General features: G+C 40.5%; 16 protein-coding genes and 1 tRNA gene. 12 read left to right on the top strand and 5 right to left on the bottom strand.

Going from position 1 to position 13,573, the window contains the following annotated elements; all coding sequences use genetic code 11:
* Window positions 1–130: 130 nt before the first annotated feature.
* From G337_RS0115335 to G337_RS27785, 4 genes are all read left to right on the top strand, one after another.
* Complete coding sequence (locus tag G337_RS0115335) at window positions 131–412, top strand: phage tail assembly protein (protein WP_028864684.1); 282 nt, start codon at window positions 131–133, stop codon at window positions 410–412.
* A complete protein-coding gene (locus G337_RS29500; RefSeq protein ID WP_342665399.1) occupies window positions 361–540 on the top strand; it encodes a GpE family phage tail protein in 180 nt (59 codons plus the stop codon). The genes G337_RS0115335 and G337_RS29500 overlap by 52 nt, the downstream gene beginning before the upstream one ends.
* A 205-nt stretch (window positions 541–745) precedes the next feature.
* Complete coding sequence (locus G337_RS28915; protein ID WP_028864683.1) at window positions 746–1,480, top strand: hypothetical protein; 735 nt, start codon at window positions 746–748, stop codon at window positions 1,478–1,480.
* A gap of 199 nt (window positions 1,481–1,679) precedes the next feature.
* Window positions 1,680–3,929 (top strand): phage tail tape measure protein, encoded by a 2,250-nt coding sequence (locus tag G337_RS27785; protein WP_051303280.1) that lies wholly within the window; start codon window positions 1,680–1,682, stop codon window positions 3,927–3,929.
* Between the two features lie 98 nt (window positions 3,930–4,027).
* On the opposite strand, the gene G337_RS0115320 is transcribed toward G337_RS27785, so the two are convergent.
* Both G337_RS0115320 and G337_RS0115315 read right to left on the bottom strand, forming a co-directional pair.
* A tRNA-Arg gene (locus G337_RS0115320) sits at window positions 4,028–4,103 on the bottom strand.
* 27 nt (window positions 4,104–4,130) lie between these two features.
* Window positions 4,131–5,279, bottom strand: coding sequence for a flagellar assembly protein T N-terminal domain-containing protein (locus G337_RS0115315; protein WP_028864682.1), 1,149 nt, complete (start codon window positions 5,277–5,279; stop codon window positions 4,131–4,133).
* A 207-nt stretch (window positions 5,280–5,486) separates the two neighbouring features.
* Here G337_RS0115315 and G337_RS0115310 point away from each other — a divergent pair, with 207 nt between their 5' ends.
* A complete protein-coding gene (locus tag G337_RS0115310) occupies window positions 5,487–6,263 on the top strand; it encodes a FlgO family outer membrane protein (protein WP_028864681.1) in 777 nt (258 codons plus the stop codon).
* Between the two features lie 72 nt (window positions 6,264–6,335).
* The gene (locus tag G337_RS0115305; RefSeq protein ID WP_157619330.1) at window positions 6,336–6,821 is read left to right on the top strand and encodes an LPP20 family lipoprotein; all 486 of its coding nucleotides are present in this window, start codon (window positions 6,336–6,338) and stop codon (window positions 6,819–6,821) included.
* 7 nt (window positions 6,822–6,828) lie between these two features.
* Here G337_RS0115305 and G337_RS0115300 read toward each other — a convergent pair whose 3' ends face one another.
* The 3 genes from G337_RS0115300 to flgA form a co-directional block, all read right to left on the bottom strand.
* On the bottom strand, window positions 6,829–7,248 hold the full coding sequence (locus G337_RS0115300) for a flagella synthesis protein FlgN (protein WP_028864679.1): 420 nt from the start codon (window positions 7,246–7,248) through the stop codon (window positions 6,829–6,831).
* A gap of 20 nt (window positions 7,249–7,268) precedes the next feature.
* Window positions 7,269–7,583: a flagellar biosynthesis anti-sigma factor FlgM gene (gene flgM / locus G337_RS0115295; protein ID WP_028864678.1), complete on the bottom strand. Its 315-nt coding sequence runs from the start codon at window positions 7,581–7,583 to the stop codon at window positions 7,269–7,271.
* 76 nt (window positions 7,584–7,659) lie between these two features.
* Window positions 7,660–8,352: a flagellar basal body P-ring formation chaperone FlgA gene (flgA, locus tag G337_RS0115290; protein ID WP_028864677.1), complete on the bottom strand. Its 693-nt coding sequence runs from the start codon at window positions 8,350–8,352 to the stop codon at window positions 7,660–7,662.
* A gap of 115 nt (window positions 8,353–8,467) precedes the next feature.
* Between flgA and G337_RS0115285 the strand changes: the two genes are divergently transcribed.
* The 6 genes from G337_RS0115285 (at window position 8,468) to G337_RS0115260 (ending at window position 13,556) form a co-directional block, all read left to right on the top strand.
* Window positions 8,468–9,403: a chemotaxis protein gene (locus G337_RS0115285; protein ID WP_028864676.1), complete on the top strand. Its 936-nt coding sequence runs from the start codon at window positions 8,468–8,470 to the stop codon at window positions 9,401–9,403.
* Between the two features lie 17 nt (window positions 9,404–9,420).
* Window positions 9,421–10,254: a CheR family methyltransferase gene (locus G337_RS26345; protein ID WP_037027627.1), complete on the top strand. Its 834-nt coding sequence runs from the start codon at window positions 9,421–9,423 to the stop codon at window positions 10,252–10,254.
* A 274-nt stretch (window positions 10,255–10,528) separates the two neighbouring features.
* Window positions 10,529–10,930 (top strand): flagellar basal body rod protein FlgB, encoded by a 402-nt coding sequence (gene flgB, locus G337_RS0115275; RefSeq protein WP_028864674.1) that lies wholly within the window; start codon window positions 10,529–10,531, stop codon window positions 10,928–10,930.
* Between the two features lie 21 nt (window positions 10,931–10,951).
* Complete coding sequence (gene flgC, locus G337_RS0115270; protein ID WP_028864673.1) at window positions 10,952–11,371, top strand: flagellar basal body rod protein FlgC; 420 nt, start codon at window positions 10,952–10,954, stop codon at window positions 11,369–11,371.
* Between the two features lie 10 nt (window positions 11,372–11,381).
* On the top strand, window positions 11,382–12,080 hold the full coding sequence (locus G337_RS0115265; RefSeq protein WP_028864672.1) for a flagellar hook assembly protein FlgD: 699 nt from the start codon (window positions 11,382–11,384) through the stop codon (window positions 12,078–12,080).
* Window positions 12,081–12,092: 12 nt separating this feature from the next.
* Entirely contained in the window at window positions 12,093–13,556 is a 1,464-nt protein-coding gene (locus G337_RS0115260) for a flagellar hook protein FlgE (protein ID WP_028864671.1), read from the top strand.
* Window positions 13,557–13,573: the final 17 nt, after the last annotated feature.

Here is a 13,573-nt window from a genome sequence, read left to right as displayed (position 1 = left end):
GAAACTGCCGTTAAAGCTTTTAAAAGCGCGCTTAATTTAAATGAAAATGTCGGTGTGAAAAAACTGCTGACTGAATGTGAAAGCAAGCTTGAATCTGATGAGTCAGGCATGGATAAATAAGGAAAAAACAATGAATAAAGCAACTAAAACCGCCGTATTAGCGCAGCCGATTGAAATTGAAGAAGGCAAAGCAATCACTGAAGTAACACTACGTAAACCCTTTGCCGGTGAAATGCGCGGTTTATCCTTCTCCAAGATTATGGAGTTTGACGTGGACACCATGGTGACCTTAGTCCCGCGAATTAGTGAATTAAGCGAACGGCAGATGATAAACCTGGAGCCGGTTAATATGCCTCCTTTATTTACAGGGGTGGCCAGTTTTTTCGTGCATATCGACTCCCCGAACGAATAGAGTCGATTTATGCCGACTTAGCCATTATCTTTCATTGGCAGCCCAGCGAAATAGATAAACTCACATTAGATGAGTTATTACTGTTTAGAGATGAAGCTGACAAGCGTAGCAGTACTGCAGAAAGTTAATTGTGAAGAGTATATGTTTTGCTACCTAAATAAGAGTGAGAATATTTCACTTTTCAATTTCTCTACTTGAGGGCCAATGAAATATCAACCCTAAGTCATACGTGTGATCTTGTTCGCTATATATAATCAATAATTCTGTTATAACACGTCCCCCCTAAACATGAGGGAGCGAAAATTTATTAATTAATGTATATGGAAATATAAAATGAAAAAAAAGGTCTTGTCGGTTGTTGTATTAGCGACTGTTCTTTCAGGGTGCGGTAGCAGTAGTAGCGATAGTGCAACAGTTACGCCAGTAGTTGAACCAGTAGTTGAACCAGTAGTTGAACCAGTAGTTACTCCAGTAGTTGAAAATGCCTCGGTTTGTTTTAATGAGACATTATATAAAGAGGGCACCGAATATATCACCGCTTATAAGCAGGGGGATAAAACTTCAAGAAAGCAGAAGAGTGCGGCGCTTGAAAACACTTCATTTAGAGGGCAAATGGCAACTCAGATACAAGTCATGTCAGAAGACTCACTCGCAATGGAGTTTAATTACTTCTCCGTTGATAATAATGAGAAATCTTATTCTTTTCTAGGTTCTAATGTTAATACTACTCAAATATATTATGAACCGGGTTTATTAAGCAGATTCAATCTTGATAAGGGGGAGTCTTATGAGCAGACATATACGTCTATTAGTAATTCACCATACGGTCGTGAGGAGTCGGTATATAATACACATGTTACATTTGCAGGGATTGAGATAATTACTGTTCCTGCGGGAACATATGCTGCGTGTAAATTCGATATTAAAACGAATCAGGATGGTTCGACTTCGAATTCGACTTTTACAACATGGACGGGGACTGGATCAGGTATAACAATACAAATTGCTGTGGATGAAAAAGTGACAGAACAACTTGTAGAAGCCGAAATTAATGGCACTAAAATATAAATTCAGATCAAACTAACCAAGGGGCTAAATAGCCCCTTTTTATTATTCTTTGTTTCAATATAAGTGTGTTCATTAGAGCAAGCACTTTAGATACTTCCCATAAAACATCCCCTGTTATCACCTTCTCTGCAAAGCACGTAATACTTTCAATTTATGAAATATACCCTGTGCTGACGCAGTAAAATAAAGGAAAGCTTCTATGAAAATGAATCTCTCGGTGGTGATGCAGACCATCGATAAAATGAGCGCGCCGCTCAAAAAAATAACCTCGACACAAAGTAAATACAGTAAACAGATTGCGCAGGTAAAAGCGCAGAGCGACAAACTCACCAGCAACCAGGCATTAATTTCTCAGTTACGAAAAACAGGTAAAGAGGCGGGGAAAAACAGCGTTAAATTCAATGAAGCACAGCAGAAGCTGGCCAAGCTTAGCGATAAAATGAAGTCGACTAAGAGGCCCTCTGAAGCACTGCAGAAGCAGTTTAAAAAACAGCAGGATGTTGTAAAAACATTAAAAGCTACGCAAAACGCTTACACCAAAGAATTAACCAAAACCCAGAATAAAATGAAATCAGCAGGCATTAATGTAAAGCGCTTAAGCCGTGAAGAAAAACGCCTGTCTAAAGAGTATGAACAGCGCATCGATATCATCGGTAAACTCACCAAAAAAGAGGATCGTCTGCAGCGTGTCCGAGCAAAGCTCTCTAAGTTTAAAATGCCGAATATCAGCGGGGCTACTGTGGGCAAAATCGGGGCGGTAATTGGCGGTGCCAGTTTTGCCGGTTTATTTTCCCTGGTTAACAGTGTCGCCGGAGAAATGGATAAGCTTTCCAAGTCCGCGCAAAACTTAAACATGCCCGTTGAAGAACTACAGGCCATGCAGTCACAAGCTGAGCATGCAGGCGTAAGCACAGATACCATGACTGGGGCGATGATTCGATTCACCAAACGATTAGGTGTACTGCAGACTACGGGCGCAGGAGCAATGGGCTCTTTTCTTAAAAAGGGTAAAAATCCATTATACGAAGAGCTAAAACACGCCACTGATACTGAGCAGGCCTATGACAAACTTCTGAATGCATTTTCTAAGTTAAAAACCAATCAAGAGCAGATGGCCTTTGCTGATGCCGCCTTTGGTCAAGACGGCCGTAATATGTTGATCATGCTGAGAGAGGGAACTGCAGGGCTGACCAGTGCGCGCAAAGAGTTTAATGCCCTTGGTGGCGGTGTCACAGCGGAAGATGCTAAAAAAGCAGAGGCTTATAATGATGCGATGCAGAAAATACAGGAGTCGTTCCGCTCTATTAAGTTTGCAGCATTAACGCCGATTATGGAAAAGTTAACTGCTTTATTTACTGAATTCTCAGAGAAATTTAAAAATGCACAGTGGCGAGCAGAAGTCATTGAAAAAGTGAAAGAGGTGGTGAGCTCATTATTTCAGGCGTTTAAATTATTAGGTAAAGGCATCGTGGTTTTATCACAACACATGCCCGAAGTGATTGCCGGGCTTGCTCTGTTTAAGATAGCTATATTTGCCTTAAACGCCGCTATGTTCGCTAGCCCTATGGGGCTGATTATCGCAGGTGTTGCTGCCTTGTCGGTTGGTATTATTTATCTAATGGAGAAAATGGGCATATTAAAACCGGTGCTTAAAACATTATGGGCGGTATTTAAACGGATAGGTGCAGGTATAGGCGCCATTATTAGCACCTTAGTTCAGAATATTTTACTGCTCCCGCGTGCCCTGATGAAAATGGTGTCATTAATTCCGGACAGCTTATTGCCTCCTGGTTGGGGAGAAAGCATTAAATCGGCCCAGAAGGATTTAGAAGCATTTAATAAATCGGTCGGTCAGTTTGGTGATAAAAGCATTAACTATGCAGTCAATGGTGAATTTAAAGAAACTCACGATAAGCTTGAAACTGTAAGGCGGCAAATCAAAGCGCCCCTGCAGAATACTGTAAACGCCCCCAATGAATCAGATCGAACTGATGGTAATAATAAGGGGCTGAAAAGCTTTGCAAAAGTACCGTTTCAGCTTTTAGGTACAAAACCGGCATCTACATATAATTATGGAACCGTGTCACCTCAACTTAAAGAAACTCACGAAAAGCTCGAAATTGTGAAAGAGAAGATTCAAGGCCCTCAAGAAAACAAACTGGTGAAGTCTGAATTTAAGGAAACGCATGAGAAGCTTGAGATAGTAAGAGAAATAATAAAAGACTCTCAGCAGGACAAGCAGACCAGTCAGACTGCACAAGATTCAGTGAAATCACCAATAGTACAAAATAAAGGTTACAGCGGTATATTGCGTCACCCAACAGTGCAGAGTAAATCGCAGGTTGATGTGCGGATTAAATCCGACAAGCCGGTTGAGATAGTGAAAGCAGAATCAGATAAACATACAGAAATGAATGTGGACACGTTCGATTTTAACTGGTCGTTTTGAAAAAGGAGGGATACTGCTAACTGCAGGCGTAACTACAGGCGGTTTTGTTGTTTTTAGATGACCATTTTAACAAATTGATTGTAACTCATTGTTTTAAATGGTCTCCTCACAGGGACTCGAACCCCGATCATCCGCTTAGGAGGCGGGTGCTCTATCCTGTTGAGCTATGAGGAGATACCGCTACTATACTATTAAAATCAGCTATTTAATACGTGCTAAATCATTAATTTGAATATTACTTAACGGGTAGCTGTCTACAGTGCGCAGAATTGCACTGGTTTCGTGTACTTCAATAACTTCCATCGCGCCTTGATACTGGCTCTGGGAGCTTCTTTCAATACCAAACTGATCTTTATAATTGCTCGAATAGGAGAGTGATAAAACTGCTCCTTGTCTGATTCCATTTCTTCTGCCTAAGTTTATCTGCACGCTGTTATTACGTACAGAGATTATTTTTGCCGTTGGCACTTGGCACTGGAGCTGTTTTTCTATATCAAAATTAACATCATCGAGTACGGAGAGAATTGCCTGTCCGTAGTCTCGCTCCCAGAATAGTTTACTCTGCAGATCGGCCGCGTCATGTTTATTGTACTGCCATGGTGCTTTGCTTCGATATTGCTTGCTCGAAAGTAACTGTCCCTGCAGTGCATCGTATAAATATACGGTGAGATAAAAGTGGCGGGGCGGGTTAGTCAGCCAATAACTAATTGAGTTCTTGCTGTCAAACTTAACCGACAGATCGTCAATTTCACCATAAATAATATACTGACTGTCTGTCTGGGTTGATAGGGCGCGTAATGTATCAGCAATATATTTATTATTGTATTTTTCTCCTAGCTTCACAGGTTTGTTTACTAAACGTCTGACATTTAAACTTTGTGGTGAAAGTTTTAACTGGTTATACAGTGTTTTACTTATCTGTTGATTAATCAAATGGATATCACCAGGTATAGCTTGTTCTGGATTGTTGAGCTTAAAGCGGGTGACGGCTAATGATTTTGCATAAGTACTGCCGAAGCAGGTTTTTTCGGGGGGCTCGATATCAACTTTTATTTTGATATAAACTTTTTTGGCATCTTGCTTTTCATCAACAATAGTCAGGGCTTTAATTTCTCCTTCACTATTGAGTATTAATTTATTCTCTACAAGTACTCCATTATTGACCTGCTGCAGGCTGGAAATAGCACCTCCTGAGAAAAGAAGGGCATTTTTTACCGCTTTTTTTAATGCTTTCTCACGCGCAGTTTCAACATCGTTATCAATAATAAAAGCATCACCGGATGACTGAAACCATTGTGCGCCTGCCACTGTCGAAAATAGGGCGCAAGCTAAGATAAGAGATTTGATCATTTGATCACCTTTAATGTCCGTCACGAAATGTATTCTTAATTCAGGTGTGATTAAGAGTCCTGCTTTAACTAGAACAAAGCAAGATTTGAACCAGAAATTTAACGTTATATAAATTAGTGTGTTATCCAATTCTTTATTAAAGTTATTACAAGTCATGCCGATAGTATTAGTGAATTTACAAACTTCATTATCCAAGGTAGGTATCGAATGAAAAAATTTCTCTTTGTCAGCTTCATGTTATTAGCACTGGCGGGGTGCAGTAACATGAAGGTTGGATTAAAAAAGACCGATAGTCCGTCAACCACTCAGGATACGGCCGTTGCGCAAAGACAAAATAGTGATGACTACCTTTATTATTATATCGCCCACTCATACAGCAGCGGAAATGTAGAAGCGGATGCTAATCGTGAAACATCAGGCGTGCAGACTGAGTCTAATGGTTACGGGCATTTGTATTCGTTTAACGGAGAAAAATCGCTGATCCTGTCAGAGGTCGTCAGTAAAATGGCAGATCAGCTCCTGTATAACTTCCCTAATAAATATCATAACGAATCTATCGCTCTTACTTCAATTGTTGACTTAAATAACCATAAAGAGACCAACTGGCTTGGTCAGACTATTTCAGAACAGTTTATTCATGAACTGCATATCCGCAGCCTGCGTGTTGTTGATTTTAAGTTAACTGGTAATATCCAGCTGACTCCGCAGGGAGAGTTTGCATTAACAAGAGACTGGAAAAAATTAAACAAAAACGTTGATGTTCAGCGCCTTTTGACCGGTACTATGTCCCGTAATGAAGAGGGCATGATTATCAATGTGCGTATCGTTAATGTTGATTCGAATATAGTTGAGTCTACCAGTAGTGCTTTTGTCCCCCATAGCATGTTTGTCGGCGGAGAGTATGACTATCAGACGAAGAAATATTACTCTCGAAATAGTAAATTTATGCGTCAGGGAAGAGCTCAGGTGCAGCTGGTAAAATAACTATGGTTACACTGGCTTACTTCTTGCTTGTTTAAAAAATAACGCTGATTTTATCCAGGCAGGGAAACTACCATGAAATATTGTTTATGCTCAATTCGACCTTTCACACTGATCTTAAGTACTTCTTTGTTTCTGTTTTCATGTGCGCAGCCGGCTAATGAATACGCGGCTGGCAGCATGCAGAACTACCAGCATACTTTTACCTCTGTCGGTTATGCGCCTATTGCTCTGCAGAAAGGTGAAAGCTTTGATCTGCAGATGTTAAATGCGATAAAAGCGTCAAAACTAGAGGCGTATAAAGAGATGGCTGAGCAGATCTACGGGGTATTATTGAGTGCTGAAAATAATATGAGTAAATCCCGCTTGCAGGAGGATCAGATTAAATCGACTGTTAAAGGGTTAGTCAGGGGGGCTAGAGTACTGAGAAGTTATCACGAAGGTGATGTATACATTACTGAGTTAGAACTTAATATGCAGACTCTGCCGTTTTTAGATGCTCCACAGTTCGGTAAAAATAGTAACTCAGTGATTAAGGTTGAGAATCAGATTTATTACTAAGACTGGACTAGGCTTTAATATTTTTACCCAGCAGCTGACCGCTGTTAAGTGTGCCTTTTTGATCATAGGTGACGCTGTTTCTGCCGCTTGCCTGGGTCATTACCTGCATCAGGTGCTTATTGCTTTTCATGCTTAGTTCAACAAGCCGGCCGTTAATATCATTAATTTTCTGGCAGGCCTGCAGCTGCTGTTCAATTTCCTGCTTAAGTTGAGAAAGGTTGTCATCTGCGCTGATTTCATCTTGTGACGCCGCTGTTGATAAAACCTTATCAAGTTCACCTACCGCCTGCAGTAATTTTTGTTTTTTGAACAGAAGATCATTGAGTGAGGAAAAGTTTTTTTCTTTCAGGCAGGCTGTTTCTTCTTCAAGGGTAGTCTGAAGATTATTAATAGATTCTAGCTGCTGATTTAGTTGGGATAATAGCATTATTTCGTATTACTCTATTATTAGCTGAATGCCTTGCCAAAGTCGCCTTCAAACTTACTTAGTTTTTCAGCTAAACGTTCGGTATTGATTTTGTAATCCCCGTTTAAAATCGCCGCTTTTAATGTTTCGACACGCTGCTTATTCACTTTGGGCTCGGTAGGCGACTGTTTATGCATTTTATTTAAGTTCAAAGCCTGCGACGTCAGCTGTACAGAATCTTTACTGCTGCTTGTACCGGCCTGCCCCTGGCTGCGCACATCCTGTTGTTTTTGAGTTTTGTTCTGCTCAATTACAATGTTTTTTTGTGTCGTCTGTTGATTGATATTTATACTCATAACCATATCCCAATAGTATTACGTGTTTATTATATCGACTGACATAACAATTTCTTTAGTAATAAATCACAAAAACTCAGAATGAAACTTGTACTTCTTTTAAACCTGAAACGGTACCGACAATAATGCGCTGTGTGCGTGAATTTTTAACTCTTACCACTGTACCAATATTAGCATCATTTAGAGCAATGCCCGAAGCTTTAATTGATAAGCCGTTTTTAATTGCGTTAATGGTCACTTTATCATTTTTACACACAAAGCAGATGTCACGGTTTTTAATTACTTTATTCAGTGAAATATTACGTTTTAGCCGGGTTCCGAACAACAGATTAACCTGCGAAAAACTGCCGTTCCTAATCTGCGACTTGTCAATGTAAATTAGTTTAATGTTAGTTTTGTTGAGGACTTGTCCCTTGCTGAGAGGCTGATCAGCAACAACACTTGGTACTAACACTTTTACCTTTACACGTACATAGGTTGTCCAGCTTTCCGGATCCGGGCAGGTTACTTTTATAGATGTCTTTTTCTTGACTTTTGAGCCGGTTATTTCACCTTTAAGATCTGATATACATGGTGAAAAAGTTCTGCGCTTATCTAACGGCGCGGCTTTAATGTATAATTTTTCATCATTTTTAAGTGTCTGCTGCTCGCCATATTTATCAAAAACAAGAGACTCTGCAAAGTTTTCGATATCTTTTCGGTAATTAGTATCAGCAAAAGTGTAAGAACAGCCTAAACTAAGAAAAAGAAAGATGAAACGTTTTAACATAATAACCTTGTTTGTTAATGAATTACCGTAGCGGTAGGCATTAATTTTTAAATGTAATTGCTATCATTATAGAACTATTTAAATGTAAATACCTATAAGATATAAGGAATAGAATATGGCTGGTCTGTTAGACTCTGTAAATCAGCGCACCCAATTAGTCGGACAAAATAGACTTGAACTACTGCTCTTTAAATTAGGCGGTATCCAGCGTTACGGTATAAACGTGTTTAAAGTGAAAGAGGTTCTACAATGTCCTCCTTTAACTGCACTGCCTAAACTTCACCATTCAATTCGCGGTGTTGCTCATATTCGCGGACAAACTATTTCCGTAATTGATATGAACCTGGCAACAGGGGGGCGGGCAATTGATAACCTTGAAGAGCGCTTTATTATCATTACTGAATATAACCGATCAATACAGGGGTTTTTAGTCGGCTCTGTCGAACGTATTATTAATATCAACTGGGAAAATATTTTACCTCCTCCAAACGGCGTCGGACGTTATAACTATCTAACCGCTGTCACGGAAATTGACGGCTCATTAGTTGAAATTCTTGATGTTGAAAAAATACTCGATGAAATTGCGCCGGTTAATACTGAAGTTGCCGCCGATGTTATTGAAGAGGATATAAAAGAGAGAGTCGCTGATAAGAAAATTCTTGTTGCCGATGATTCATCGGTTGCCCGTAAGCAGATAGTAAGAGCAATAAGTGCATTGGGTATTGAGTGTGATTTAGTTAAGGACGGTAAAGAAGCACTTGATTTATTAAAAGAAATATCAAAAACGCAGCCTGTGACAGACCGCTATGCTTTAATGATTTCTGATGTGGAAATGCCGGAAATGGATGGTTATACTCTGACCTCTGAAGTTAAAGCCAATCCGGATCTTTCTGGCCTTCATGTCATTTTACATACTTCTTTAAGCGGCATTTTTAACCAGGCTATGGTTGAAAAAGTAGGTGCTGATGATTTTATTGCTAAGTTTAACCCGGATGAGTTAGCTGCAGCGGTACAAAAGGTTATTCATCTAGATGACCTAAAAAATAAATAATAAGTGAGAAACTATTTGTGAGAGCTCTTTCAGACGACATTTATAAGCAATTTTCCGATTTTCTAGAAGTTCAGTGCGGTATCGTGCTCGGAGGAAATAAACAGTACCTTGTAAAAAGTCGATTGATTCCTTTAATGACACAATTCTCTATTCCAAAACTCTCGGATTTGATTCATCAGTCAATGAGTTATAAAAATAGAGAATTAAGAACTGCTGTTATTGATGCAATGACGACTAATGAGACGTTATGGTTTCGTGATAAATACCCTTTTGATCTGTTATCAAATAAAATATTTCCGGAGATTCTGGAAAGTAAAAAGAGTATTAAAATGTGGTCTGCCGCCAGCTCTTCCGGGCAGGAGGCATACTCAATTGCGATGACTGCAATAGAGTATCAGAAATTAAAAGCGGTTCTTGGAATGAACGTACAGATTATTGGTACGGATATTTCCAATACCATGCTGGAGCAGTGTAAAATAGGTACTTATGATACGCTGGCTTTATCAAGAGGTTTATCAGAAGAGCGTAAGAGACAGTTTTTTGATCGGGTTAATGACGGCTCTGGTAAAATGCAGGTTAAACAGGAAGTCAAAAAACTGACTAACTTTAGAAATTATAATCTGTTAGACAGCTATGCCACACTGGGTAAGTTCGATATCATTTTCTGCAGAAACGTACTGATCTATTTTTCAAATGATGTGAAATCAAAAATACTTAACCAGTTTGCCGGCGCATTAAACCCTGGCGGTTACCTGATTCTTGGAGCATCTGAGTCTTTAACCGGTCTGACGGATCGTTTTGAAATGGTGCGCTGTAATCCAGGCATTATCTATAAATTAAAAGGTAAATAAGAAGAAGCCTTTAACCTTGCCTCTTTATTCGAAATAGAGAGGCAATATTTGCCACTTTTTCCGCTCCCGCTTTCCGCCCGTTCAAGCTTTACCTTTCTGAGCGTTATAAACAGGTATTATTCAATCGCGTTTTCTTTATAAGTTCTTTTCCCCCGCTAACAGCAGCTAATAACCCTGCGTCAGCCTCTCTGTTTACGATAAAAATAATAAATAACTATGCTCTTATTTATTATTTGGCACAAAGTTTGCAGTATTTCTCTCAGAGGAGAAATTTATGGCGATTAACTTTGAAAAAGCATTTGGAATCCATCAGCACACCTTAGGAATCCGTTCCCGTCGTACTGAAGTTCTATCGGGTAATATCGCAAATGCAGATACACCAGGTTATAAAGCGCGTGATCTTAACTTTGCAGATGCACTGCAAAGTGCCAAATCACGCTCTGGTGTGCATCTGAACCGTACCCACGACAGCCATAAATTTGCTCAGTCATTTTCTATGGCACAGTCCGGCGAGTTATACCGCATGGGCAATCAGCCGGATACCGGTGACGGTAATACAGTAGATTTAGAAGTAGAGCGTAACTTATTTATGAAAAACAGTATGGAATATCAGGCAAGTTTAGATTTTCTAAACAGTAAAATTTCAGGTTTGCGTAAGGCTATCAAGGGTCAGTAATCAGACGCTAGGGGAATTATTATGAGTTTATTAAGAGTATTAGATGTATCAGCAACGGGTATGAGTGCTCAATCTGTACGTTTAAATACAACTGCCAGTAACTTGGCAAATGCCAATAGTGTCAGCAGCAGTGCAGAGCAAACTTATCGCGCCCGCCATCCTGTTTTTGCCGCGGAGCTAAACCGTGCTAAGGGTGGTTTAAGCAGTGATGTCGGCGTCAAGGTTCAAGGCATTGTGGAAAGTGTTGCCCCCTTAAATCAGGAATATGCACCTAATCACCCAAAGGCTGATGAAAACGGCTTTATATACCACTCTAACGTTAATGTGATGGAAGAGATGGCAAATATGATCAGTGCTTCCCGTTCTTACCAGACCAATGTTCAGATTGCCGATGCGGCTAAACAGATGCTGAGCCGTACATTACAAATGGGCAAAAGCTAAGGGGTAAGCTATGACTACAATTAATAATTACAGCTCATTAAACCTGAATGTTCCTTTAACTGAAGAGCAGATTGCGGCCAATAAAGAGATTGATGCGAAACAGCAGCTGACACAGGAAGATTTCTTTTCGTTATTATCCCAGCAGCTTGCTTTTCAAGACCCCTTTAAACCAGTTGATAACTCAGAAATGATTTCACAGATGACTTCCTTTACGACCGCTGAAGGTATTTCTGATATGGGGACTGAACTTACAGGGTTGACCGAGGTATTAACGTCAAGTCAGGCACTCGAAGCTTCATCTTTAGTTGGAAAAAAAGTGCTTATTCCAAGTAATCAGGCTTACCTGTCGGAATCGGGTGATGTGTCCGGTTCAATAAGTACAACAACAGGCGCTCATGAGGTAAAAATTAATATCGAAGATGCTTCCGGCGTAGTTGTTCACTCTTTTCCGCTTGGTGATATCGGTGCTGGTAATAAACGCTTCTCATGGGACGGTTTAGATGCCAAAGGAGAACGGGTCAAAGAGGGGCAATACACATTAAAAGCGTACGGTCTGGTAAACGGTAAAGGTGAAGAATTAACAACTGGCGCTTATGCGCATGTCGAAAGTGTCAGTTTAGGCGGCGGGCAGTCAGGTGTTAACCTAAACCTTCAGGGCTTGGGCGGCATTAAACTAACTGATGCAATTGAAGTTGCAGAAAATATATAAGAGGAAAATATTATGTCTTTTAATATTGCATTAAGCGGGATTGCTGCTGCTCAAACGGATCTGGATTCTACAGCAAATAATATAGCCAACGTTGGTACGGTTGGTTTTAAAGAATCGCGGGCAGAATTTGACAGTGTTTATGCAAATTCTCTTTTTTCCAATAGTAAAACAAAAGTAGGTGACGGTGTTTCCGTTGCATCTGTCGCACAGCAGTTTCATCAGGGTAGCCTGAAATTTACACAGAATCCGTTAGATTTAGCGATTACCGGCAGTGGTTTTTTTGCCACAACGAGTGATATAACTGCTCGTGATTTAAGCTATACCCGTGCGGGGACTTTTAAACTTAACAGCGAGAATTTCATTGTTGATAACAGCGGAAATTATCTGCAGTCTTTTCCAGTTAATGAAGACGGCTCTTCTTCGTCAATAAGTTTGACCACCACTCAACCGATTCAAATACCGGAAACTGCCGGTGTACCTGTTTCTACTTCAGAAATTGGTATTACTTTAAATTTACCGGCGAATGATGATGCGAAAGATGCTTCTAAGTTTGATCCGACAAAACCTGAGACTTACAATAATGCAACTTCAGTGACCATTTATGATTCATTAGGTGAATCGCATATTTTAACTACCTATTATCTTAAACCGGAAAATGCAGCTTATACCGGGGTTAACCAATGGATAACCTATGTCACAGTTGACGGTAAAGCGGTTGATCCTTGGGATGTTACAGGTGATCCGACTGCAGCGCCGCCTGTACAGCCGGCCGCTGCTGTGGGGGTGTATGATCTTGATGTCAATAGTGACGGTGTTGCCGACGGGACTCCCCAGAATGCCACCTATACCACCACAGATCCTATTACTGGTGCTGTTTCTACGCATAGAGGTGCAGTCTTAACCTTTGATTCAGTGGGGGGCTTTACTAGTAGTAATCCTGCAACATTAACCTATCAGTCATTAGGTCTTGATGATCCAAGTTCGACTCTCACGACTGGAGATGGTGCTGGAGTATTAAATCTTGGTGCGGACGGGACGCAGCGTTTCACGCTGAACTACAAAGATCCGACCCAGTTTGCTTCATCATTTGAAGTAACCGCCTTGGATCAAAATGGTTTGACCGTCGGGCGCTTAACCGGAGTTGAAATTGGTGAAGACGGTCTGGTGAAGGCAACCTACAGTAACGGTACTTCACAGCCTTTATCGCGAGTTGCTATGGTGCGCTTTCGTAATGAGCAGGGGTTGACTCAGACAGGAACGAACTGGATTGCGACGCAAACCTCGGGTGATGCGCTTGCCGGTGAAGCAGGAACAGGCTCATTTGGTTCGATTAACTCCGGCGCACTTGAGCAGTCTAATGTCAATTTAACGACAGAGCTTGTCGATCTTATAACCGCACAGCGTAATTTCCAGGCCAACTCTCGTGCCTTGGAGATAAATAATACTCTGCAGCAGACTATACTGCAGATACGTTAATCATTATATTCTCCCCT

Origin of the sequence: Psychromonas aquimarina ATCC BAA-1526 (assembly GCF_000428725.1) — a bacterium.
Classification (GTDB): domain Bacteria; phylum Pseudomonadota; class Gammaproteobacteria; order Enterobacterales; family Psychromonadaceae; genus Psychromonas; species Psychromonas aquimarina.
The sequence above is the reverse complement of the archived record's forward strand: the minus strand, read 5'-3'. Positions and strand labels throughout refer to the sequence as shown.